Origin of the sequence: Mesorhizobium sp. M0306 (assembly GCF_040321655.1) — a bacterium.
Taxonomy (GTDB): Bacteria; Pseudomonadota; Alphaproteobacteria; order Rhizobiales; family Rhizobiaceae; genus Mesorhizobium.
The window spans coordinates 325,918-348,943 of sequence record NZ_JAMYRY010000003.1; the positions used below are offsets into that span (position 1 = coordinate 325,918).

22 protein-coding genes and 1 pseudogene are annotated in these 23,026 nt (G+C 63.5%); 4 read left to right on the top strand and 19 right to left on the bottom strand.

From position 1 onward, the window contains the following. Positions 1-23 precede the first annotated feature (23 nt). The 18 genes from rimP to NKI95_RS08535 form a co-directional block, all read right to left on the bottom strand. Entirely contained in the window at positions 24-656 is a 633-nt protein-coding gene (rimP, locus tag NKI95_RS08450; protein ID WP_352715805.1) for a ribosome maturation factor RimP, read from the bottom strand. A 507-nt stretch (positions 657-1,163) separates the two neighbouring features. Continuing rightward, positions 1,164-1,865 carry a tRNA (guanine(46)-N(7))-methyltransferase TrmB gene (gene trmB / locus NKI95_RS08455; RefSeq protein WP_352715807.1) on the bottom strand — a complete coding sequence of 234 codons (702 nt, stop codon included), beginning with the start codon at positions 1,863-1,865 and terminating at the stop codon, positions 1,164-1,166. Between the two features lie 11 nt (positions 1,866-1,876). Beyond that, positions 1,877-3,166 carry a methionine adenosyltransferase gene (gene metK / locus NKI95_RS08460; protein ID WP_352715809.1) on the bottom strand — a complete coding sequence of 430 codons (1,290 nt, stop codon included), beginning with the start codon at positions 3,164-3,166 and terminating at the stop codon, positions 1,877-1,879. Between the two features lie 328 nt (positions 3,167-3,494). Next, positions 3,495-3,914, bottom strand: coding sequence for a helix-turn-helix domain-containing protein (locus NKI95_RS08465; RefSeq protein WP_352715811.1), 420 nt, complete (start codon positions 3,912-3,914; stop codon positions 3,495-3,497). Positions 3,915-4,052: 138 nt separating this feature from the next. Then, entirely contained in the window at positions 4,053-5,639 is a 1,587-nt protein-coding gene (lnt, locus tag NKI95_RS08470; RefSeq protein WP_352715814.1) for an apolipoprotein N-acyltransferase, read from the bottom strand. Between the two features lie 69 nt (positions 5,640-5,708). Continuing rightward, a complete protein-coding gene (locus NKI95_RS08475; protein ID WP_254816261.1) occupies positions 5,709-6,782 on the bottom strand; it encodes a hemolysin family protein in 1,074 nt (357 codons plus the stop codon). Positions 6,783-6,810: 28 nt separating this feature from the next. Further along, entirely contained in the window at positions 6,811-7,308 is a 498-nt protein-coding gene (gene ybeY, locus NKI95_RS08480) for an rRNA maturation RNase YbeY (RefSeq protein ID WP_352715815.1), read from the bottom strand. Positions 7,309-7,325: 17 nt separating this feature from the next. Beyond that, on the bottom strand, positions 7,326-8,318 hold the full coding sequence (locus tag NKI95_RS08485) for a PhoH family protein (RefSeq protein WP_352464821.1): 993 nt from the start codon (positions 8,316-8,318) through the stop codon (positions 7,326-7,328). A gap of 83 nt (positions 8,319-8,401) precedes the next feature. After that, positions 8,402-9,811 carry a tRNA (N6-isopentenyl adenosine(37)-C2)-methylthiotransferase MiaB gene (gene miaB / locus NKI95_RS08490; RefSeq protein ID WP_352715818.1) on the bottom strand — a complete coding sequence of 470 codons (1,410 nt, stop codon included), beginning with the start codon at positions 9,809-9,811 and terminating at the stop codon, positions 8,402-8,404. Positions 9,812-9,874: 63 nt separating this feature from the next. Then, complete coding sequence (gene olsA, locus NKI95_RS08495) at positions 9,875-10,675, bottom strand: lyso-ornithine lipid O-acyltransferase (RefSeq protein ID WP_352715819.1); 801 nt, start codon at positions 10,673-10,675, stop codon at positions 9,875-9,877. Positions 10,676-10,696: 21 nt separating this feature from the next. Further along, complete coding sequence (rimI, locus tag NKI95_RS08500) at positions 10,697-11,191, bottom strand: ribosomal protein S18-alanine N-acetyltransferase (RefSeq protein WP_352715821.1); 495 nt, start codon at positions 11,189-11,191, stop codon at positions 10,697-10,699. Beyond that, positions 11,191-11,883, bottom strand: coding sequence for a tRNA (adenosine(37)-N6)-threonylcarbamoyltransferase complex dimerization subunit type 1 TsaB (tsaB, locus tag NKI95_RS08505; protein ID WP_352715823.1), 693 nt, complete (start codon positions 11,881-11,883; stop codon positions 11,191-11,193). Before tsaB ends, rimI begins: the two co-directional genes overlap by 1 nt. A 159-nt stretch (positions 11,884-12,042) precedes the next feature. Then, the gene (locus tag NKI95_RS08510; RefSeq protein ID WP_352715825.1) at positions 12,043-13,149 is read right to left on the bottom strand and encodes a DUF1513 domain-containing protein; all 1,107 of its coding nucleotides are present in this window, start codon (positions 13,147-13,149) and stop codon (positions 12,043-12,045) included. 2 nt (positions 13,150-13,151) lie between these two features. Then, positions 13,152-14,231 carry an imelysin family protein gene (locus NKI95_RS08515; RefSeq protein WP_352715826.1) on the bottom strand — a complete coding sequence of 360 codons (1,080 nt, stop codon included), beginning with the start codon at positions 14,229-14,231 and terminating at the stop codon, positions 13,152-13,154. After that, positions 14,231-15,838 carry a di-heme oxidoreductase family protein gene (locus NKI95_RS08520; protein ID WP_352715828.1) on the bottom strand — a complete coding sequence of 536 codons (1,608 nt, stop codon included), beginning with the start codon at positions 15,836-15,838 and terminating at the stop codon, positions 14,231-14,233. The genes NKI95_RS08515 and NKI95_RS08520 overlap by 1 nt, the downstream gene beginning before the upstream one ends. Before the next feature lie 12 nt (positions 15,839-15,850). Continuing rightward, entirely contained in the window at positions 15,851-16,336 is a 486-nt protein-coding gene (gene bfr / locus NKI95_RS08525; RefSeq protein ID WP_023676883.1) for a bacterioferritin, read from the bottom strand. Next, positions 16,302-16,613: a (2Fe-2S)-binding protein gene (locus NKI95_RS08530; protein ID WP_023676882.1), complete on the bottom strand. Its 312-nt coding sequence runs from the start codon at positions 16,611-16,613 to the stop codon at positions 16,302-16,304. Before NKI95_RS08530 ends, bfr begins: the two co-directional genes overlap by 35 nt. A gap of 54 nt (positions 16,614-16,667) precedes the next feature. Then, the gene (locus tag NKI95_RS08535) at positions 16,668-17,957 is read right to left on the bottom strand and encodes an imelysin family protein (protein WP_352715856.1); all 1,290 of its coding nucleotides are present in this window, start codon (positions 17,955-17,957) and stop codon (positions 16,668-16,670) included. A 426-nt stretch (positions 17,958-18,383) separates the two neighbouring features. On the opposite strand from NKI95_RS08535, the gene NKI95_RS08540 reads away from it, so the two are divergent. Then, positions 18,384-19,637 (top strand): NAD(P)/FAD-dependent oxidoreductase, encoded by a 1,254-nt coding sequence (locus tag NKI95_RS08540; RefSeq protein WP_352715830.1) that lies wholly within the window; start codon positions 18,384-18,386, stop codon positions 19,635-19,637. A gap of 9 nt (positions 19,638-19,646) precedes the next feature. On the opposite strand, the gene NKI95_RS08545 is transcribed toward NKI95_RS08540, so the two are convergent. After that, on the bottom strand, positions 19,647-20,924 hold the full coding sequence (locus tag NKI95_RS08545) for a 4-aminobutyrate--2-oxoglutarate transaminase (RefSeq protein WP_352715831.1): 1,278 nt from the start codon (positions 20,922-20,924) through the stop codon (positions 19,647-19,649). 349 nt (positions 20,925-21,273) lie between these two features. Between NKI95_RS08545 and NKI95_RS08550 the strand changes: the two genes are divergently transcribed. The 3 genes and pseudogenes from NKI95_RS08550 to NKI95_RS08560 form a co-directional block, all read left to right on the top strand. Then, the gene (locus NKI95_RS08550) at positions 21,274-21,771 is read left to right on the top strand and encodes an efflux RND transporter periplasmic adaptor subunit (protein WP_502909125.1); all 498 of its coding nucleotides are present in this window, start codon (positions 21,274-21,276) and stop codon (positions 21,769-21,771) included. Next, positions 21,738-22,319 (top strand): annotated as a pseudogene (locus NKI95_RS08555) (efflux RND transporter periplasmic adaptor subunit); the annotation flags it as partial. The gene NKI95_RS08550 and the pseudogene NKI95_RS08555, both read left to right, overlap by 34 nt. Further along, on the top strand, positions 22,316-23,026 hold a 711-nt coding region (locus NKI95_RS08560), incomplete at its 3' end, for an efflux RND transporter periplasmic adaptor subunit (RefSeq protein ID WP_352715832.1). The pseudogene NKI95_RS08555 and the gene NKI95_RS08560, both read left to right, overlap by 4 nt.

Below are 23,026 nucleotides of genomic sequence, written 5' to 3' on the forward strand. Positions count from 1 at the left end.
AACCTTTACGGCCGGCAGCCCAATCACATTTCCTGTTCGGTTTCGTCTTCCGCACCCTCTGGTGCATCTTCGGGTTCGCCGCGGCGTTTCCTGGCTTCCTTGCGCGCCCGATTGTCCTTCGACAGCGCATCGCGGATAAGGTCGTCGGTCAGAATCAGCCGCGCTTCGGCAATCGCATCGTAGGGGACACGCACCGTAGGCTCCTCGCCGTAAGCGGCCTTGTCGCGCTCGATCAGCACACCGTCCGCGTCGCTTTCGGCGATCTTGCCCTTGAAGCGCTTGCGGTCGGCGACGAGAACCGACGTTTCCATCTTCACCAGATGGCCGGTCCAGGCTGCAAAGTCCGATTTGCGGACCAGCGGCCGGTCGATGCCCGGCGACGATACTTCGAGATGATAAGCCTTCTCGATCGGATCATCGACATCGAGCGCCGGCGACACCGCCCGGCTGACCTCTTCACAATCCTCGACCGTCATGGTGCCGTCCTCGCCCTCGGCCATGATCTGCAGCGTCAGCCCGTTCTGGCCCGACAGGTGCACACGCACCAAGCGGAAGCCGATGGCGCGCAGTACCGGCTGAACGATCAGCGCGATGCGCGCATCGATGCCGCTTTCGCGGATGATGCGGTCGTCGCCTTCGCTTGCCGTCACTGTCATTCGGTCCCTGTCGCTCGATTCCTGTTTGGCCGGCAGGTAATAAAAAAGAGCGGGACCGGGTGGACCCACTCTTCGTCATACCGACCAAGAATTTGAAGCTGATATAGACGATCATGGTGCTCGTTTCAAGCCCGTCGTGCATAACAGCAAGGTTCGAGTCCGCAGCGCTGCGCCAAATGCATGGCGCCCATGCAGTGATCCCCCTTTGAGCACCGGCGACGCACGACTATCTATGTTGCATTGCACAATTGGAGCGCTCACTGCGCTCGAAAGGGTACCACCATGAACAATCGTGGATTTTTTTCAGCCATAGGCGATGTCTTTAGCGTGTTCGGCAGCGCCGTAGCAGCGTCGCGGGCTGTGGAAAGCGGTCGCAAGCCGCATGCGCATGATTTGCGCAATCTAGGCATGGAGCCGGCCGCCTTCGACAAGATCCGTCGCTTCTGAGCCATGTGAGCGACGAGAGCCTTCGGCCCGCTCGCCTTTTGCTCAGCTCGGATTTCCTGCTTATTTCCGCACGAAGGTGAGATAGGCGGGCCGTCGGCCTTCGCGAATGGCCTTGGCCTCATAGCGCGTCCCCGGCCAGCCATCATAGGGCCGGTGCCAGTCGGTTGCTTCGCTTGCCTGCCACATGAAGGCGCCGTGCGCCCGGCAATGCAGCAGTGTCCAGTTCACATAGCTGTCGATGTCGGACGCAAAGTGGAACTTTCCGCCTTGCTTCAGGACGCGCGCGAAGCGGTCGAGATTGATCGGGCTGACGAAGCGCCGCTTCCAGTGTTTCTTCTTCGGCCACGGATCCGGGTAGAGAAGATCGATGCCGTCAAGCGAAGCCTGCGGCAGCCAGTCCAGCAGGCGTGTGGCGTCGTCGTCATAGACGCGCAGATTGGCAAGCGGCCGCTCCCGGACCGCCATCATCATCTTGGCCATGCCGTTGACGAAGGGCTCGACGCCGATAAAGCCGGTCGCCTGGCTGGCCGTGGCACGGTGCAGAAGATGTTCGCCGCCGCCAAAACCGATTTCGAGCTGGACAGCCGAAACTTCGGCTTCGAAAAGGCTGCGCAGATCGGCTGGCGGTTCGACCGTCAGATCGAGCCTGTAAACGGCGAAGCCGCTCTCCAGCGCCGCCGCCTGTCGCGGTCGAATGGTCTTGCCGCGCCGGCGACCGAAAAATGCCTCGGTCGCACGGCTTGGCCGGTCCTTCGGGTCCATAGGCGCCGCGGTTAGGCGGCGACTGCTTCGGCGACTGGTTCGGCGAGAGCGTCCTTGAGCGCCTTGGCGAGATCGGTCTTCTCCCAGGAGAAGGATCCGTCGCGGCCGGCCTTGCGGCCAAAATGGCCGTAGGACGACGTCTTGGCATAGATCGGCTTGTTGAGATCGAGGTGGCGGCGGATGCCGGACGGCGACAGGTCCATCACGGTGCGCAGCGCACGCTCGAGCTTTGCCTCGTCGACCTTGCCGGTGCCGTGCAGGTCGACGTAGATCGACAGCGGCTGGGCGACACCGATCGCATAGGAAAGCTGGATAGTGCAACGATCGGCAAGCTTCGCGGCAACCACGTTCTTGGCGAGATAGCGCGCCGCATAGGCCGCCGAGCGGTCGACCTTGGTGGTGTCCTTGCCAGAAAAAGCGCCGCCGCCATGAGGCGCAGCCCCACCATAGGTGTCGACGATGATCTTGCGGCCGGTCAGGCCGGCGTCGCCGTCAGGCCCGCCGATGACGAACTTGCCGGTCGGGTTGATGTACCAGTTGCAATTATCGGCGATCTTCAGGTCGCCCAGTGCTTCGCGAATATAGGGCTCGACGACGTTGCGCACCTTCTTCGAATCCCACGTCTCATCGAGATGCTGGGTCGACAGCACGATCTGCGTCACTTCCGCCGCTTTGCCGTCGACATAGCGGACTGTAACCTGGCTCTTGGCATCCGGCCCGAGCCTGCCTGCATCACCGCTGCCTTCATGGCGCGCAGCGGCCAGCAGTTCGAGGATCTTGTGGCTGTAGTAGATCGGCGCCGGCATCAGGTCCGGCGTCTCGCGGCAGGCATAGCCGAACATAATGCCCTGGTCGCCGGCTCCTTCCTCGCCTTGCCGGTCGGAGGCGTTGTCGACGCCTTGGCCGATATCCGGCGACTGGCCGTGCAGCAGGACCTCGATCTTGGCCGTCTTCCAGTGGAAGCCTGCCTGCTCGTAGCCGATTTCGCGGATTGCCTTGCGGGCGACCGACTTGAACTTGGCCGGGTTGACAAGCGGATGACCGGCCGCATCCTTCAGGATGTTGCCCTCCTTGTCCTTCTTGAGCAGCGTCTCGGGGACGCGCACCTCACCGGCGATGACAACGCGATTGGTCGTCGCAAGCGTCTCGCAGGCAACGCGGACCTTCCACGGGTCCATGCCGGTCTTTCTGGCTTCGCGATAGACGAGATCTACAATCTCGTCGGAGATACGGTCGCAGACCTTGTCGGGATGGCCCTCGGCAACGGATTCCGAGGTGAAGAAGTAATTGTGCCGCGTCACGGGTGTCCCCTCTTGAAAAAATATCGGCAGGCTGCCGATTTTGGCGCGCCAGTTGTTAACGGTGCCGGGCGCCGCTCGTCAAGCCGTGCAGCCGTTCTGGCATGAATTTTGACGTTATTATCTTTGCATCCCGAGATGGCGGCAGGGCGCACTGCCATCAGCCCTTGCACCAACAGACTGAGGAAAATGGCTTCGAGGAAGCGTGTCGGGCAAAATCGATCCGCGCTTTAGCGCATCTGCGGAATGCACATCCCTCGATGCGCGCAGCCGCGAGAAATTACATCCCAGCTACGACGACCTCTTCCTCTTTGAACTCTTCACGGGCCAGTCAATCGACCTCGTCGGCGGAGAGCGACTTCACAAGCTCAATGATCTTGCGGCGCACTTTCACGTCGGCGATCTTGACGAAGGCGCGGTTCAGCTGGAGGCCTTCCGGGCTGCCGCAGAACGCGACGGCGGAGGTCATCGACGCATCCTCGGCAAATCCACGGTTGCCCACGGGCTCCTGACCGGGCGCATCCTCGAAAAAGAAGGCGACGGGCACGCCGAGTATGGAGGCGATTGCCTGCAAACGGCTGGCGCCGACGCGATTGGTGCCCTTTTCGTACTTTTGGATCTGCTGGAACGTTATGCCGAGGTTTTCGCCCAGTTTTTCCTGGCTCATTCCCAGCATATTGCGGCGAAGCCGGATACGGCTTCCGACGTGGATGTCGATCGGATTCGGCTTTTTCTTGTTTTCTTCTGTCATTTTTTCCTCGCCGAATTTTTCCGGCTTTTTCTATTTTGCTGCCCAAACGAAGACGGCGGCCCGTGCCCCAACAGAACGACCTATCGACTTCGATAATTTTTCAGGCGCTTACAGTATGAGTTTCTAATGTGTCGGCTGTCAATTCGCCCGTAGCCTTTGCCTTACGTTCAAAATGCATGCCGCAACGGCAAGCAAAAACATGATCAGCATTCCGTTAATGCGTCGTTGGCCGGAGGAAACGATGGCTTGGTTGGAGATCGGCACACGCACATCGATGGCGCCGCGTGCATCGATTGCCAGCGCGTCGACGATGCGACCGCGCGGGTCGACAACGGCCGAAATGCCGTTATTAGCCGCGCGCAACAGGGGCACCCCATTCTCCACCGCCCGGATCTGCGCCTGCCTGAAGTGCTGGTACGGCCCCGGCGTGTCGCCGAACCAGGCGTCATTGGTGACGTTCACAATAAGCTCGGCTGACGTAGCGTCAACTGCGATCAGATCGGGAAAGATGACCTCATAGCAAATAAACGGCAGCGCCAGGATGCCGCCGGGCAGCGCGATCGGGTGCCGCTCATTGCCGGCCGCGAAGGTCATCGGGCCGGCAACAAGCTGCTCAAGCCCGAAGCGGCCGAGCAGATCGGCGAAAGGTAGATATTCGCCAAAGGGTACCAGATGGACCTTGTCCACGGCATCGACGATTTCGCCCCTTTCGTCGATCGCCACTACCGAGTTGTAGTAACGGCTGCCGGTCGCCGAGCCGCCTTCCTCGCGAACGACGCCGGCAACCAGCATCTGGCCATCGCCAAGCATCTCTCCGATGGCAGGCAGGGCATCCGGACGTTCGGTGAACAGAAACGGCACGGAGGTCTCCGGCCACAGGATCAATTGCGGCCTGTCATGGCCGGGTTCCGGCGCCTTGGCCGAAAGGCCCATCATGGTGGCGAAGATGCGGTCACGCACCGAGGCATCCCATTTTTCCGTGAGGTCGACGGCAGGCTGCACGATACGGACGTCGAGGCTGCGGGCCGCCGGCTTTTCGGGGGCGGCGAGCCTGATATAACCGAAGCCGGCATCGGCGGCGACGAGAACGACAAGCAATGCCGCGCCGAGGCGAAGCTGCTGGCGCGCCGCAAGCAGGGCCGGGAGCGCGAAGACGAAGACCGCAAGGGCGTTCATGCCGACCATGCCGGTCACCGATACGCTCTGCATCAGCAAAGGCACCGGCATCGCCGCATAGCCGACGGCATTCCACGGAAAGCCGGTGAACAGGAAGCCGCGCAGCCATTCCGCCAGCGCAAAACCGAAGGCGAGCGCGGCGATGCGGCCAATGTCGTTGCTCCACAACAGCCGGGCAACCACGGCAGCGAAACCGTAAAAGAAGGCCAGCGCGAGGGGGATGCCGACCACCGCGAACGGCAAGGCCCAGGCAAAGCTGTCGGCCTCGACCAGCAGCGCCGAGCCGACCCACCAGAGACCGGCAAGAAAGTAACCGAAACCGAACCACCAGCCGGTGGCGAAAGCCGGCCGCAAGCGCCGCAGAAAACCGTCCGAGGCTTCGCCGGTCGCGCCGTCGAGGAGCCACACCAGCAGCGGGAACGAAACGAAACAGACGGCGAAGAAATCGTAAGGCGCCTGGGCAAGAACCGCCAGCGCCCCGGCAAGAAACGCCACCAGCGCGCGCCGCCAGCCCCAAAGCAGAATTATCCGGCCGGCCTGGCGCTCCATCTATGCTTCCGAGTCGTGCGAATCAGGAAGCAAGATTTATCAGGCCGGAGCCCCGGTTCCAAATGAACCCTAAGCCTGCTCGGTGCGGACGGCGCGGCGCCGCCGCTCGCCCTTCAAGGTCTCGACGATGCGCACGCGCTTGACGCGGCGCGGATCGGCGTCGAGCACATGGAACTCGAAGCCGGGTATGGCCTGCACCACTTCGCCGCGCGCCGGCACCCGACCAAGCGTGTTGAAGATCATGCCGCCGATCGTGTCGACATATTCGCCGTGCTCGCCGGCGGCGAAATCCTCGCCGATCATCTTGGCGACGTCATCGATCTCGGCCTTGCCGTCGACGATGAAGACGCCTTCGCCGGCCTGGGTAATCATCGGCTCGTCCTCGTCGTGCTCGTCCTCGATGTCGCCGACCACCATCTCGACGATATCCTCGAGCGAGACGAGACCGTCGGTGCCGCCATATTCGTCGATGACCAGCGCCATCTGGGTGCGCGTCGTCTGCATTCGCCCCATCAGGTCGGAGGCGAGCATCGACGGCGGCACGAACAGCACCGGTCGGATCAGGTTGAGATCGCCGATGGTGCGCGCCAGATCGACCTGGGCGAGATCGAGAACCGTCGCGACCGGGGTTTTCCTGGTCGTCCTGCCCTTTCTGACGCGGGCGACCTTGGTGATGTGCGCCAGCACGTCGCGGATATGAACCATGCCGCGCGGGTCGTCGAGCGTCTCGGAATAGACCGGCATGCGGGAATGGCCGGACTGCTCGAACAGCCCCAGAAGATCACCCAGCTTCGTGGTGATCTCGACCGCCTCGATGTCGGCGCGCGGCACCATGACGTCCTCGACCCGCACTTCGCGCAGGCGCAGGATGTTGTTGAGCATGGCGCGTTCGCCGGGCGAGAAGGATTCTGCATCGCTCGCCGTTTCGGCGAGCGCACCGGCAATCTCCTCGCGCAGGCTGGTGCCGTTGCGGTGCCTGAAAAGCCCGAGCACGCGATCGAACAGGGAAGGACCGGCAGGCGATGCCTCGCTGGCGAAGCTGCCGGTCGTGGTACTCGGACTCGAGCCCTCTTCCGTCGTTTCGGAAGGCTTGATCGCACTGCCGGCGTCGGAGCGGGCGGCAGTCTCTGGTTTGTCGTTCATCATCGTCCGGTCAATTGGTCTTTTGTAATTACGTGTAGGGATCGGGAATGGCAAGCCTCGCAAGTGCTGCGCGCTCTGTCGCTTCCATCAGTTCCGCTTCGGCATCGGTTTCGTGATCATAGCCGAGCAAATGCAGCAGGCCATGGATGACGAGATGGGAGATATGGTCCTCGACGGGCTTGTCTTCCAGTGCCGCCTCGCGCACGACAGTCTCGGCGGCCAGCACGATGTCGCCGAGCATCGGCGGCAGAGGCCCGCCCCTGGCAAACGGAAAAGCCGGGAAAGACAGGACGTTAGTCGGCTTGTCCTTGCCGCGCCAGGCGGCATTGAGCGTACGGATATGGGCATCGTCGGAAAAGACGATGCTGAGCTCGGAACGGCCGTCTGCACCGGTTTCGGCAAAGGCGGCCGAGACGGCGCGGTCGACAAGCCGCATCAGCACCGCCTCGTCGGGCCAGTCGCCCGCCTCGATCGCCACATCGATTTCGACGGGAAGCGGCCCCCCCGCCTTTTGCTCCTCAGCCATGCGGCCGCATAATCATATCAACTTTCGACACCCAAGCCCCTGGCCAGCTTGCCGTCACGGTCGTAGGCCTTGACGATCTCGGCGACCAGCGGATGCCTGACGACGTCGCCTTCATTGAAGCGTACGGTCACCATGCCGGTGACGCCGTCGAGGATTCTCAGCGCCTCGACCAGGCCGGACTTGGTGTTTGGCGGCAGATCGATCTGGGTCGGATCGCCGGTGACGATCATGCGCGAGTTCTCGCCGAGCCGGGTCAGGAACATCTTCATCTGCATCGGCGTGGTGTTCTGCGCCTCGTCGAGGATGACGGCAGCGTGCGCCAGCGTACGGCCGCGCATGAATGCCAGCGGCGCAATCTCGATGACCTCGGCGGCAATCGCCCGCTCGACCTTGTCGGCCGGCATCATGTCGTAGAGCGCATCATAGAGCGGCCGCAGATAGGGATCGACCTTCTCCTTCATGTCACCCGGCAGAAAGCCAAGCCGCTCACCGGCCTCGACCGCGGGGCGCGACAGCACGATGCGTTCGACCATGCCGCGTTCGAGCAGCATTGCCGCATGCGCCACCGCCAGATAGGTCTTTCCGGTGCCGGCCGGGCCGATGCCGAAGACGAGTTCCGACCGCTCCAGCGCGCGCATGTAGGCGTCCTGGTTGAGCGAGCGGGCATAGATGGTCTTCTTGCGCGTCGATATCTGGGCGGCGGACACCTTGCCCTTGCGCTCCAGCGTCGGCAGCGTCAGCTGGTCGTCGGTGGCGATCGCCATGCGCACGGCGCCGTCGACATCGGACTGGCCGATATCGGTGCCTTTCTGCAGAATGCCGTAAAGATTGTCCAAGGCGCGGCGTGCCTGCTCGGCGGCCGAGGAAGAGCCCTTGATGGTCAATTGATTGCCGCGCGAGCGGATGTCGACGCCGAGCTTCTGCTCGAGCCTGGCCAGATTCTCGTCGAACTGGCCGTAAAGGGCGCTGGCAAGCTTGTTATTGTCGAAAGTCAGTACGATGTGCGCCATATCCGAGGCCCCGGAGGGTAGATTCTGGGGCAGATTCTTGACTTCAGCAGCGCTCAACCGTCTCTCCTCATCTGCCGAGGCCTTCAGGCCAATTCGGCGAACAGGCTGTTGTAGCCCGTCTTCGTGATTCGTACCTGGATAATGTCACCGATTTCGCCGGCCTTTTCATCAACAATAACCGGCTGCAGCCAGGGCGAGCGGCCAACCTTCTGGCCGGCCTGGCGGCCCGGCTTTTCGATCAGCGTGTCGATAGTCCTGCCGACCAGGCTTGCGCCGAAATCCTGCTGCTGTTTCAGAAGCAGCGCCTGCAGCCGCTGCAGGCGCTCGTCCTTGACGGCCTCCGGCACGTGATCGCTCATCTCCGCGCCCGGCGTGCCGGGGCGCGGAGAATATTTGAACGAGAAGGCCGAGGCATAGTTGACGTCTTCCACCAACTGCATGGTCGCCTCGAAATCCGCTTCCGTCTCACCGGGAAAGCCGACGATAAAATCGCCGGACAGTGCGATGTCGTTCCGTGCGGCACGGATGCGGTCGATCAACGTCAGATAGTCCTTGGCCATATGCCTGCGGTTCATCGCCTTGAGTATGCGGTCGGAGCCGGATTGCACCGGTAAATGTAGATAGGGCATCAGCGCAGGCAAATCACGATGGGCGGCGATCAATTCATCGTCCATATCGCGCGGATGGCTGGTCGTGTAGCGCAGCCGCGCCAGACCCGGAATCTCGGCCAGCCTGAACAGCAGCCGGCCAAGGCCCCATTCCTCGCCGTTTTCGCCTCTTCCGTGCCAGGCATTGACGTTCTGGCCGAGCAGCGTCACCTCGCGCACGCCGGCATCCGCCAGGCGCTCGGCCTCGGCGACGATCTGTGCCACCGGCCGCGAGACTTCCGAGCCGCGCGTATAGGGCACGACACAGAAGGTGCAGAACTTGTCGCAGCCTTCCTGAACGGTCAAGAACGCCGTCACGCCGCGCCTGATCAGTTCGGCGCGCTTTGGCTGCGGAAGATGCTCGAACTTGTCCTCGACGGCATAGTCGGTCTCGACGATCTTTTCGCCGCCACGCGCCCTCGCCAGCACACCGGGCAGCCGGTGGTAGGTCTGCGGACCGATGACCAGATCGACGGCCGGCGAGCGACGGATGATCTCGGCACCCTCGGCCTGCGCCACGCAGCCGGCGACGCCGACCAGCATTTCGCGCCCGGCCTTGGCACGTTCCGCCTTCAACTCACGGATGCGACCAAGTTCGGAATAGACTTTTTCCGCCGCTTTTTCGCGGATGTGGCAGGTGTTGAGCAGCACCAGATCGGCCTCGCCGATGGCGTCTGTCGCGGCATAGCCGTCGGCCGCCAGAGCATCGGTCATGCGCTGCGAATCGTAGACGTTCATCTGGCAGCCATAGGTCTTGACGAAGACCTTCCTGGTCGCGGCAGCCGGAACGACCAGGTCTTCGGCGGCAGCGCCGATGTCGTCGCGTTCTATCGTGTTCAATTCCATTTCGCGGCTTCTAGCGCCTTTCCCTGACAAAAAACAGACGAATCTGGCCGGAACCCGCGCAGCTTACCGGCTTGGGCGCGGTTCGGCGAGCGCCGCCTGCACCATCTCGCGCACCTGGCGTTCCATCTGCTTTGCCGTCTCCTTGCGGCTGGAGCCCTTGGAGAAAGCAATCGCCTCGCCAAAATGCACCTCGACGTCGAGGGCGCCCTCGGCCATCAGCACCTTGAGGTGCGGCATCAGCTCCTCATCGCCAATCCAGGCGGCAACCGGCCGATGCCGGCGGCCGAGCGGCACGCCATGCAGACGCGTATAGACGATGGCCACCGGCTGGATGAAGACCTGTTCGGCCGCCCCTTCAGCAATCGCCATTGTAGCGGCGCCGAACAGCGTGCTCTTGAACGGCAGGATCATGTTGCCGTCGCCGGTCGAGCCTTCGGCGAACAGTACCATGGCGTCGCCCTTGGCCATGCGGCCGGCGATCTCGCTCGCCTGGTCGCCCGACGAACGCTTACGCTCACGTTCGATGAAGACGGTGCGCTGCAGCTTCGACAGCATGCCGATCAGCGGCCAGCCGGCCATGTCGGCCCTGGCGATGAACGTCACGTCGACCATCGACCCCAGCACCATGATGTCGGTCCAGGAGATGTGGTTGGCAGCAATCAGCAATGGGCGCTGGCCGGACAGCGCTCCCTTGACATGGATGCGCAGCCCCAGCGCCCTGACGATCATCCTGTGCCAGATCTTCAGGATGAAGGTCTCGCGCCAGAGTCCGGTCCTCATCGACAGGATCTGCAGCGGCACAAGCACCAATGAGCCGACGACAACCAGCCCCAGCGCCAGGAAAATCCTGATTTTTCCGATCATCCGCACCACCCCGGCGTTTGGCTAGCGAAGATCGCGGCGCATGACAAGCGCGCCGGTCGGGCCGTGCTCCGGCGACTTGTAATAGTTGGCGCGCTTGCCGACCTCGCGGAAGCCGAGCCGCCGGTAGAGCGCGATCGCGGCGACATTGGTCTCGTCTACCTCGAGGAAAAGTGCCTCGGCGCGCTGTGCGTGCAGTTCACGCAGCACCGCGTCCATCAATTGCCAGCCGAGCCCCCGGCGCCGATGCGAACGTGCCACCGCGACCGTCAGGATCTCCCCCTCGCCGGCCGCCAGCCGCGCGAGCACGAAGCCGACCGGCGGCTTGGCACCCTGTCCGGTCTCGCGCGCGGCATAGCCGAACACCGTATCCTGCTCGAGCAGTGCGGCGAATTCGTCGTCGGTCCACGGCCGCGCGAAATCCTCGCGATGCAGCACCGACATGGCCGCGCTGTCGGCAATCGTCAGCGGCTCGAGCGCATAGTCCCTGCGGCGCGGCTGGAGGAACGGAATGCGCATCAGTTTTTTTGCCTCGATAAAACAAAGCCGGCCTGCGGCTTGGCGTCGGCGCCGCGCAGATAGAGCGGCTTCGGCTTTTCGCCCTCGCCCTTTTTACCGGCACCTTGGGCCGCGGCCAGCCGGGCATAGACGGCGATGTCGGCGGTGGCCCCGATCGGGCCTGTATCAAAAGCGCGCCCGACCGAGGCGGCAATTTGCGATGTCGCGGTGCCGGCAAGAACCGCGGAGCAGTCAACCGCGATGGCGGCGGCTTGCGAAAGCGTGGTCACCGAGGGACCGTAAGTCAAAACGGATGCTTCATCGTAAAGTGCCGCATGGATTTCCTCGCGCCCTGCATCGAGCGCGGCGAGAACGGCGCGGCCGGGAAACGTTACTCTCGCTTGCGCCGCCAGTGCTTCCAGAGTCGTCACGCCGATCGCCGGGATTTTCAGTGCCAGAGCAAGGCCGCGCGCCGCCGAGACGCCGACGCGCAGACCGGTGAAGGAGCCCGGACCGGTGGAAACGGCAATGGCGCCGAGGCCGCTAAAGTCCGTTCCGGCCGCCTTCAACGCCCCTTCGATGACACCCATCAGATGCTCGGCATGACCCTTGCCGAGATCGAGCACCGAACGGCCGAGCTCTTTCCCGTCCGCCGCGTCGTAGACGCAGGCGGCGCAGAGATTGGCGGCACAGTCGATGGCAAGCAATTTCATGAAGCGGCCGGTTGAGACAGTTTCGAAAACAGCTTCCCTCTGCCCGCCAGGGCTGATCCCCGCAAGGGAATAATGGATAAATCGTCAGGCGACTTTGCTTCGGCGCGGGTCCACGAATGTAAGTTTCAACGCACGCAATCGCCACAATAAGTATCGGGACTAGCCGACCTGCTCGATACGCAGCACGTGATTGTCCCAGACATAGTCCGGCTCGGAACGGATCGAGCCACCGGCCTCGACGATTTCGCCGGCGCCGGTCGTCGCCATGAAGCTCTCCCCATCGGGTGCAACGCCGCAGACCTCGACCAGCGCCTTGGTGGCGACGATGCGGCCGCTGGCCGCGTCGATCACGGCAAGCGAATTGCCCTCAGGCGAAGACACGGCGATAGTGCCGGCGGCAGGGTTGGCGGCGACCGAGCCGATATAGTTCCTGAAGCCGGAGAGCACATCCTGCGACATGTCGAGCAATTGCAAGTCCTTGCCACGCGCCGCGCGGCCGACCAGCGGGGGGCGATCGGTGCCCGGCCCCCTATACTGACAGCCGAACCAGACGGTGCCGGAGCGGTCGGCATCCATATGGCGGATCGATAGCTGGTGCAGGGCCGGCGGCAATTCGTGCTTTTCGGTGAGATCGCCGGTAAGGCGGTCGACCAGAACATAGGACGGCTTCATCGTTGCGATATTGAGCTCGGCGCGGCCATAATCCGGATGCGTCTCGATGCCGCCATTGGCCACAGCAATCGTCCTGCCGTCGGAAAGCAGCAAAAGCTCGTGCGGGCCTGTGCCATAGGTCGGGAACTCGCCGATGCGCTTGAATTTCGCATGCGCGTCATAGATGCCGACGACGCCGGCGGCATTGTCGAAATCGTTCTCGGTGGCGTAGAGCAGCGCACCGTCGGCCGAGAACACGCCATGGCCGAAGAAGTGCCGGCCGGCAACGCTGGCAATGGTGTGCGGTTCACCGCGGCCGGTATGGTCGAAGACGACAGCAAAGGTGCCCGGCTGCCTGGCAAACACCACCGAACGCTTGGACACCGGGTCGAAGGTAACGTCGTGGCCCCGATCGGGCAGATCGATCGTGTGCAACAACTTGCCGGCCTCGGACAGGATGGCCGCGCCATAGCCGCCGTCGCGCTTGACGAAAGCGGTGGCGAAGACCGCGTCGGCGTCGAGTGTCTTTGCCCAGGCTGACGGCGCCATCGCCGCGACGAAACCAGCGCCTGCGGCCCTCAGGAAATCGCGCCGATCGATCAGCGGCGTCCTCATGATCAGTCGCCATCCAGTGACGAGAAGCCGGCGGTCAGGCCGAATTCGGCGGTCAGCCTGGTGCCGATCAGGCTCGTCAGGCTGGATGTCACCAGCGAGAAATAGTCGAGCTTCTGGCGCAGCGCCGGATCGGCAAGTGCCTTGTCGATCGGACCCCTGAATGCCTTGGCCGCCTCGATCCCGTTGGTGAGCTGGATGTGGACCGATTCCGCCATCCAGCGCGCATCGGGCGACAGCGCTTCGCCAAGCTGCGAGGCCTGGAATAGCGCGTCCATTCCCGCCAGATTCCCGGTCAGCGAGCGGGCGGTGTTTTGCGAGCGCCAATAGATCGCCTGTTTCGGTTTGTCGGCCTCCGGCTTGGCGCCCAGGAAGCTTTTCAGGCGCACGTCGCGCACCATTTCCAGCTCGTTGATGAAGACGCCGACCAGTTCGGTCACCGCTTCGGCGCCGTCGTGATAGAGCGCGTTCTGCGGACCCGCATTGGCCCAGAGCGCGGCAAAGCCGTCGGGCTTGGTCCAGGCATTGCCGACCTCGCCGGCGATTGCCTCGATATTGCCGGCAATGGCCGCGCCATAGGCGCAGCGATAGGCGTCGTCCCTGCCGGCCAATTGATCGGCGCCGTCGCCATGGAGCACGAATTCCAGTGCGCCGAGCCCTTGCATGGCGACGCTCTTTGTCGCCAGCTGGGCCGGATCGGCGGCTGTCGGATCCTTGCCGGCAAGTGCTGCCTGCACCTGCTTCAGGCCGATGCTCTTGCGGTCCGGCCAAAACAGCATGCGCTCAAGCCGGTTGTTTTCCGCGATCGGCCCGAAACGGATGATTTCCACCACCGACCAGGCATCCACGACACCCGAGAATTCGGCGCGCGCCGCATCGAGATTGTCTTGCGAGGGCGTCTGGCAAAGCGTGTGCATGGCCTCGGTCAAGCTGTCCGCATGGTCATGCAGCCTGGCATAGGCCGGGCGGACGAAGCCGTCGATCGCCCGCTGGATCACATCCGAAGCCTTCACCACCGCGGATGCCGGCAGCGCACCGGCGAGGACCAGCATCAGAACGAGTGCAGACGCAAGACGCTTCGGCATCAGAGCGACTCCAGAAACTTGATCAGCGCGGCGCGGTCGGCCGCATCGGCAGCGGCAAAGCGGTCACGCGCCTTCTGGCCCTCGCCGCCATGCCACAGGATCGCCTCGGCCAGGCTGCGCGCGCGCCCGTCATGCAGGAAGAAGGTGTTGCCGCTGACGGTCTGGGTGAGCCCGATGCCCCACAGCGGCGGCGTGCGCCATTCGCTTCCCGTGGCCTCGCCCACCGCCTGGCCGTCGGCAAGGCCCGGTCCCATGTCATGCAGCAGGAAATCGGAATACGGCCAGATCAGCTGGAAGGCCTGCGCCTTGTTCGGGGTGCCGCGGCGGGTGACGAATTTCGGCGTATGGCAGGAGATGCAGCCCATATCGTAGAACAGTTTTTTGCCGGCGAGCACGTCCGGTCTGTCGAGGTCGCGCCGGGCCGGCACGGCAAGGTTTTGCGAATAGAAGGTCACGAGGTCCATGACGGGCGGCGGCGCTTCGACCGGACCGAGGCGCTCCTGCACACCGTTGGGTAGGGCAAGGCAGGTCTTTTCTACGGCAGTGCAATCGCCCCAGTGCTTCGGCACCTCGGGCGTCGAAATGCCGATATCGCCGGCAAAAGCGTCCGCCGATTGCTGGCGGATCGATGCGGCCTGCGCCTTCCAGCCGAAACGGCCGAGCGTCAGTTCACCGCTGCTGCCGTCGCGTATTATGTTGGGCCTGCCGGAAATGCCGTCACCATCGCGGTCGGCCGGATCGGCGCGGGCAAGGATGTCGGCAGGAGCGATCTGCTCGACCAGGCCAAGGCCGATCATCGGCGGCGTCATGCGCGGCGACAGCGTGGTGTGTGGATCGAGCGGCTCGTAGGCGAGGCCCTCGACCGAATAGCTCGGCTTGCGCAGCGACACTGCGCTACCATCCGCCAGTTTTACTTTTTGCTCCTGATAATCGACATGCATCCTGCCTTCGCCCTGCAGGCCGGGAACGGCTAGCTCCTGAAGTTGCGTGCCATAGACCGGGTCGGGGAAGTTGAGCACCTTGTGATCGGCGAGCGCGGCTTTCTCCTCCTCGGTACTGGCTTCCCTTGCCAGGCGCAGGAACATCGAGGTGGTGCCGCTGTCGCCTTCGGGCGGATGGCCGCGACCGTCCTTCAGATGACAGTTCTGGCAGGCGCGCTCGTTGAACAGCGGACCGAGCCCATCCGAGGCCTGTGTCGAGGATGGCGACGACACCCAGTTCTTGCGGAAAATGGCGTTGCCGAGCTTGAAGGTGCCCTCTTCCTCGAAGCTGATGTTGGCGGAGGATTGCGAGAAGGCGTCCTTGTTGACGTCCTTCTTCGAGGTGCCGGCGCCGCCCTGCATCAGCTCGAATTGCTCGGGCTTGGAAAAATCGCTGGTCGGCCTGGTAATGGCGGTGACGCGCGCCAGATCCTTCGGCGTCAGATCGGTGCGGCTGGTGGCAAGCCCCGCCGGTCGCGGCGCTCCGGCCAGCGCCGAGGCTGTGAGCGTCGCCACCACGACAAGAAAAGCGCCGCGAAGGATACCGTATCGCGGCTTCTTCTGAGGCGGCAGGCCGCAACCTTCGGCCGGCCGCAAGCGGCGCAAGAACTCTAGGGAGCGCCGCATTCCCGCATATCCTTATTCCGCCTCGTCGGCCGACGCCGCGTTGAGCTGGCCGTACTTTTCCTCGCCGATCGAGGCGAGCAGGTCGAGTTGCGTCTCGAGGAAGTCGATATGACCTTCCTCGTCAGCCAGCAATTCCTCGAACAGCTTCATCGTCACGTAGTCGCCTGCTTCGTTGCAAACCTCGCGCGAACGCTTGTAGGCGGTGCGCGCGTCATATTCGCCGGCAAGATCGGATTCGAGCACTTCCTTGACATTCTGCCCGATGCGCAGCGGCGCCACGGACTGCAGGTTCGGATGGCCCTCGAGGAAGATGATGCGCGCCACGAGCCGATCGGCATGGTGCATTTCTTCGATCGATTCAGCGCGTTCCTTCTTCGCCAGCTTGGCGTATCCCCAGTCTTCCAGCAGCCGGAAATGCACCCAGTACTGATTGACCGCTCCAAGTTCCAGAAACAGAGCCTCGTTAAGCCGCTCTATGATCTGCTGTTCGCCTTTCATGGGTTCTGCTCCCGTATTGGACGCGCAGGCCTCTGACGCGATCCAGGTGTGAAACGATGTCCACGCCGCTCGCCGCCGAGCGGGCGTGGTAATTTTCGGTGACCCGAATGATCGTTTCGACCACATTTGGGAAGCAGCCGCAACAGCGACCGCGCTTGTGCATGGCATGATAGACCTTCGCCGGCACGATCAGCTGCCAGGGGTCCTCATCCAGCAGTCCGACGATCGTCTGCTCTATCTCCTTTTCGGTGATGATGTTGCAATGGCAGATCAGCATTTGTCGCTCTGGCTAGCGGCGCTCATTGCGCCGCGTGGCTGTTGGTTTCGAAGTTTACTGGAACACCTTGTCCGGTGAATCGAGGCTGTCCGAGCCCTCGAAGGCGATGGCATTGAGCTTCAGGGTGCCGACGGCGCGTTCGATCGACTTGGTCTGATCGACCAGCGCGTCGATCGCCGCCTGCACGGTGGCGTTGCCGTCAGCGTTGCCCTCGGCGATCTGCTGGTCATAGGCCTCGCCGGCAAGCGCCCGCGCCTTGATGGCCTCCATCTTGGCGATGGTGACATCCAGTTTAGCCGACAATTCCTTGTCGATCGCCGGATCGGCCGCCTTGACCATGTCGGCCACCGACGGCCGCTCGACGACAGTGCCGTCAAGCCGCGTGTAGCTGCCGTGATAGGCGGCACGGATGCCGATCGCGTCATATAGGTGGGAGTTGTAGGTGTTGTCGGAGAAGCAATCGTGCTCCTCTTCCGGATCGTGCAACAAGAGGCCGAGCTTCATCCGCTCGCCGGCGAGCTCGCCGTAGGACAGCGAGCCCATGCCGGTGAAGATGGTCGAAATGGCGGCATTCTGCTCGCCATCGACAAGGTTCTTGCGGGCGGCGCCGCCTTCCTTCCAGTCGTTGACCATATCCTTGAGATCGGAAACCAGAAGGTCGCTCGCCGATTTCAGGTACTGTCCGCGACGGTCGCAATTGCCGCCGGTGCAATTGGCGAGGTCGTAATCGGTGTAGGGCCGCTCGCCGGCGCCCGGACCGGTGCCGTGCAGGTCTTGCCCCCAAAGCAGGAATTCGATGGCGTGATAGCCGGTCGCCACATTGGCCTCGATACCGCCGGCCTCCTGCAGGGTGCCGGAGAGGAACTCCGGCGTCAGATTGGTGGCGTCGACCTTCTTGCCGTTGATCTCGATCGACTTGTTGGCGATCACATTGGCGGTGTAGAGCGCGTTGGCGTCCGACTCGGTGCCGTAGCTCTTGGCGACATAGTCGATCAAGCCCTCGTCGAGCGGCCAAGAGTTCACCTTGCCTTCCCAGTCGTCGACGATGGCATTGCCGAAGCGATAGACCTCGGTCTGCTGATAGGGAACGCGCGATGCCTTCCAGGCCTCGCGGGCGGCGTTCAACGTTTCGGCCGATGGCTTGGCGAGCAGCGCATCGACAGCCTTGTCGAGCGCCTCGGCCGTGATCAGCGAATCCTCGTATTTGGCGAGCGCGATGTCGGAATAAGTCTTGATGACCGCCTTGGCATCGGTTTGCGCCTTGGCCGGCAGCACGAACACCGCCGCAGTAAGCATCGCGGCGGCGCCGATCGCCGCAAGCCTGCCGCCATACCGCGCGGTCATCATCGTTCTCATGACTGTCTCTCCTCGGGAATCAATGAAATGCCGGCGCCGCGGCGGGCAGCTGCCAGCGGGCAAAGAGGGGTCGCGCCATCGCGCGCTTCGCGGAAGAAAGACACCGAAATGCCTCCAATCGAAAGGGTTCAAGGCCCAGACATCAAAGGGATGCGCTGACGCGCGAGCTTCCATAAAACGGCGAAGACGCCGGATGTCAACTGGTGGCGCAGAAAAAATTCAATTGAAACAATAGTTTAGAATTATTCTAAACTAGAACTGTCAACTTTAACATCGATGTATAGGGAATGCCGGCGCATGACGCGGTTGACAGGCGGCCGTTCCGGGTGCGACCCGGATCGGCGCTCTTGCGGCGGCGCCGGACAATCGCCACCTGGCGAGACGTCCTAGATTTGGATGAGGAATCGGGCTGTTATGAAGAACGGGATCGTCATTGTCGGTGCGGGACATGCGGGCGTGCAAGCGGCCGCCAGCCTGCGCGAAGAGGGCTATGAAGCCCCGGTGATCCTGGTCGGCGACGAAAACGAATTGCCCTACCACAAGCCGCCGCTGTCGAAGACCTTCATCAAGGATCAGCAAGCAAAGCCGCAGCCGTTGCGCGGCGAGGCTTTTTATACCGGCAGCGCCATAGACTACCGGCCAGGCCTCCGGATCGAGCGCATCGATGTAGGCGGCCGCAGGCTGGAGATATCGGGCGGCGGTGTGTTGCCGTTCGACCGGCTTGTCCTCGCCACCGGCGCGCGGCCGCGCCTGCTGCCGCTGCCGGGTTCGGAGCTTTCCGGCGTTGTGTCGCTGCGCTCGCTCGGCGATGCCCGCCTGATCCGCGAATTGAGCGCGCAAAGCGAGGACGTCGTCATCCTCGGCGGTGGCTTCATCGGCCTGGAGATTGCCGCGACGCTCACCGCGGCCGGCCGCAAGGTTGCGGTGGTCGAGGCGGTCGACCGGCTGCTCGGCCGCGCCGTGGCGCCGGTCATCGCCGGCCATGTCCGCCAGCGGCTGGAAGCCACCGGTGTGCGCATCCTCACTGGCACCACCATCGAACGGCTGGAGGGCGAGAACGGCCGTGTTTCGGCTGCAATCACCTCATCCGGCGAAAGATTGCCGGCGCAGATGGTCGTCATCGGCATCGGCGTCGTGCCGAATGTCGAATTGGCCGAAGCCGCCGGCATTGCCATCGCCAACGGCATCCGCGTCGACCAGCAGATGCGCACGTCGGTGCCGGAAATCCTTGCCATCGGCGATGCCGCCTCCTACCGGCACTGGTTCACCGGTGGCGATGTGCGGCTGGAATCGGTGCAGAACGCCACTGACCAGGCGCGGCTCGCCGCGCGCACCATCGTCGGCCACGCCGATAACTACTCAGCGGTGCCGTGGTTCTGGTCCGATATCGGCGACATGAAGCTGCAGATGGTCGGCCTGATTTCGGGCGGCGACAGCCATGTCGTGCTGGGCGACGTGGCCGAGAACAAATTCTCCATCTACCACTACGCCGGAAGCCGGCTGCTCGGCATCGAATCGGTCAACCGGCCCGGCGACCACATGCTTGGCCGCAAGATGCTCGGCGCCGGCTTTTCGCCGTCGCCGCAGATTGTTGCGACCGGGCCCGACGGGCTGAAGGCAGCGCTCGCCGCCTTCCAGCAGGCAGAGCCTGCCCGCGCGGCAGGATAATCGTATCGCTCAGGCGGCGCGGGCCTCGCGGATCGAACTTTCCAGAATGTCGAGCGCCTCGTTCATGACGCCATCCTGGATGGTGATCGGCGCGAGGAAGCGGATGACGTTGCCGTAGACGCCGCAGGTCAGCAGGATCAGGCCCTTGTCGAGCGCCTTCAGCCGGACCGCATTGGCGAGTTCCGGCGACGGCAGGCCCTTCGTCACATCGTTGAACTCGACCGCGTTCATGAAGCCTGGGCCTCTGATGTCGACGATCTCCGGCGCTTCGTCGCGGATCGATTGCAGGCGCTGCTTCAGCCGGTTGCCCAGCGTATTGGCGCGGTCGCAGAGCTTCTCCTCGTCGATGACGTCGAGCACGGCATGCGCCGCGGCGACGCCGATCGGGCTGCCGCCATAGGTGCCGCCGAGCCCGCCGGGGTTCGGTGCATCCATGATCTCGGCACGCCCGGTGACCGCCGCCAACGGGAAGCCGCCGGCCAGGCTCTTGGCCATGGTGGTGATGTCGGCCGCCACCTCGTGGTGGTCCATGGCGAACATCTTGCCGGTGCGGGCAAAGCCGGTCTGCACCTCGTCGGCGATCAGCAGCATGCCGTGCTGGTCGCAGATCTTGCGCAATGCAGTCATGAAATCGCGCGGCGCCTCGTAGAAGCCACCCTCGCCCTGCACCGGCTCGACGATGATCGCGGCGACGCGGGCCGGATCGACATCGGCCTTGAACAGCCGGTCGAGCGCGGCCAGCGAATCGGCGACCGACACGCCGTGCAGTGCCACCGGGAACGGTGCATGGAAGACATCCGCCGGCATGGCGCCGAAGCCGACCTTGTAGGGCACGACCTTGCCGGTCAGCGCCATGCCCATGAAGGTGCGGCCGTGAAAGCCGCCGGAAAAAGCGATGACCGCCGGCCGGCCGGTGGCGTTGCGGGCAATCTTGATCGCATTCTCCACCGCCTCGGCGCCGGTGGTGACGAAAATCGTCTTCTTGTCGAACTTACCAGGCAGCATGCCGTTCAGCCGTTCGGCCAGCCTGATATAGCTCTCATAGGGCACGACCTGGTAGCAGGTGTGGGTGAAGCGGTCGAGCTGCGCCTTGACCGCTTCGATCACCTTCGGATGACGGTGGCCGGTGTTGACGACAGCGATGCCGGACGAGAAATCGATGTAGCGGCGGCCTTCCACATCCCAGATCTCCGAGTTTTCGGCGCGATCGGCATAGATCTGCGTGGTCATGCCGACGCCGCGCGAAATCGACTGGCTCTTGCGTTCGGAAATGGCTGAATTTGTCATCGTATCCCTTACCGGGCCAGCGCCCGCTCTCGTTTGATGGCTGTTGAGACTCTTCTGGGCTTATTTCAGGTTTTCCTCAAGTTGGCACTGGCGGCGGGTGATTGGGCCTGTCGCCGATGCGTTAACTGGCCAGCTTACCCAACCGCCTATACGCGTACGAGAAGAGGTTTCCTTTTTGCGGGGATCAATTATCCTCGCCATTGTCCGCGCCGTCTTGCTACAGGGGGCGGTCCGCGCGGTTGAGGGAGTTATGAGCAGGAACGCGACATTGTCCGTCTCGCCGCCGTCGGTCAAAACCCCCAGCCATTTGTCTTTTCCTGCCTCCACAATTCTAGCCTGCGCAATGGCAATGCTGCCTTTGCTTCTGGCCGGCTGCCAGAAGCAGGAGGCTGCGGCGAAGAAACTGCCGATCATGGTCCTCACCGAGACCGTGGCGACCGCCAACTATGCGCCAAGGACTTCGCTCACCGGCGTGATCGCGGCGCGCACGCTAAACAATCTTTCGTTCCGGGTCGGCGGCCGCGTCGCCGAACGGCTTGTCGACGTCGGGCAACATGTCGATCAAGGTACCGTGCTCGCCCGCATCGATCCGCAGGAACAGGAATTCGACCTGCGCTCGGCGCAGGCCGATCTCGACGCCGCGCAGGCGCAATTGACCCAGGCCGCCGCCGCCTTCGAACGGCAAAAGACACTGCTTGCCCAGGGCTACACCACGAGGCGCGACTATGATGCGGCCGAGCAGGCGTCGAAGGTGGCGCGAGCAGCGTCGATGCCGCTCAGAGCGCGCTCGCCAATGCAAAAGAGGACCTTTCCTTCACCGAACTCAAGGCGGGTGCGGCAGGCGTGATCACAGTGCGCCAGGTCGAAGCCGGGCAGGTGGTGCAGGCGGCGCAGACCGTCTTCACCCTTGCCGAGGACGGCGACCGCGATGCGGTCTTCAACGTAGAGGAAACGATGGTAGCAAAGACGCCGGCAGCACCCGCGGTGACAATCACGCTGTTGTCGGATCCGCAGATCAAGGCGATGGGCAAGGTGCGTGAAATCTCGCCGGCGGTCGATCCGACTTCAGGCTCGATCCGGGTCAAGGTCGCCATTCCCGACACGCCCGCGGGCATGCCGCTCGGCGCGGCCGTCATCGGGTCGGTCAGCGCCCAGCCGTCGAAGGCCGTCATCGTGCCGTGGCAGGCATTGACCTTGAACGCGGGCAAGCCGGCCGTCTGGGTCGTCGATCAAGCGACCAAGGCGGTGGCAGCGAGACAGGTGGAGGTGCTGGCCTTCGGATCCGGCTCGGTCATCATCGACAAGGGGCTCGAGGCAGGCCAAACCGTCGTCACCGCCGGCGGCCAGTTGCTCAGCCCCGGCCAGACCGTCGAGATAGCGGGAGCGGAGCAATGAACCGGCTCCTGCGCAGCCCTGCCCCGCTTGTTCCTGCCCTGTTTGGGCTCGTGCTCGGCGCCTGCTCGCAATCGGAAGAGAAGCCGCCCGAGATCATCCGGCCTGTGCTGTCGGTGGTGGTCGAGCCCCGCACCGTAGAGACCTTCGGATTCGCCGGATCTGTCGAACCGCAGTTCAGCGCCGACCTTGCCTTCCGCCTGCTTGGACGGGTCGTCGTCCGCGATGTCAAGGTCGGCGATATCGTCACCAGGGGCACGACGATCGCGGCGCTCGATCCGACGGCGCTGGAGCTTGCCGTGCAGGCGGCGAAGGCAGAACTCTCCAACGCGCAGGCGCAATTTGCCAATGCCGCCGCAAGCGAGGAGCGCCAGCGCCAGTTGCTTGTCGCCGCCAACACCTTGCAGGCCGTCTTCGACGCCGCGCGCCAAGCCAGGCAGGCCGCCGCGGCCGGTGTCGAGCGGGCCAATGCCGCACTGGCCAAATCGCAGGAACAGCTTGGCTATACCAGGTTGTTCTCGGACTTCGATGGCGTGGTCACCGCCGTCGGCGCCGAGGTCGGCCAGACGGTCTCGCCCGGCCAGACCGTCGTCACGGTGGCGCGCTCTGACCCGCGTGAAGCAGTCGTCGACATTCCCGACCAGTTGACCGGCGATCTCGCCTTCGGCACCCCCTTCCAGATCATCCTGCAATCGCTGCCGACGATACGC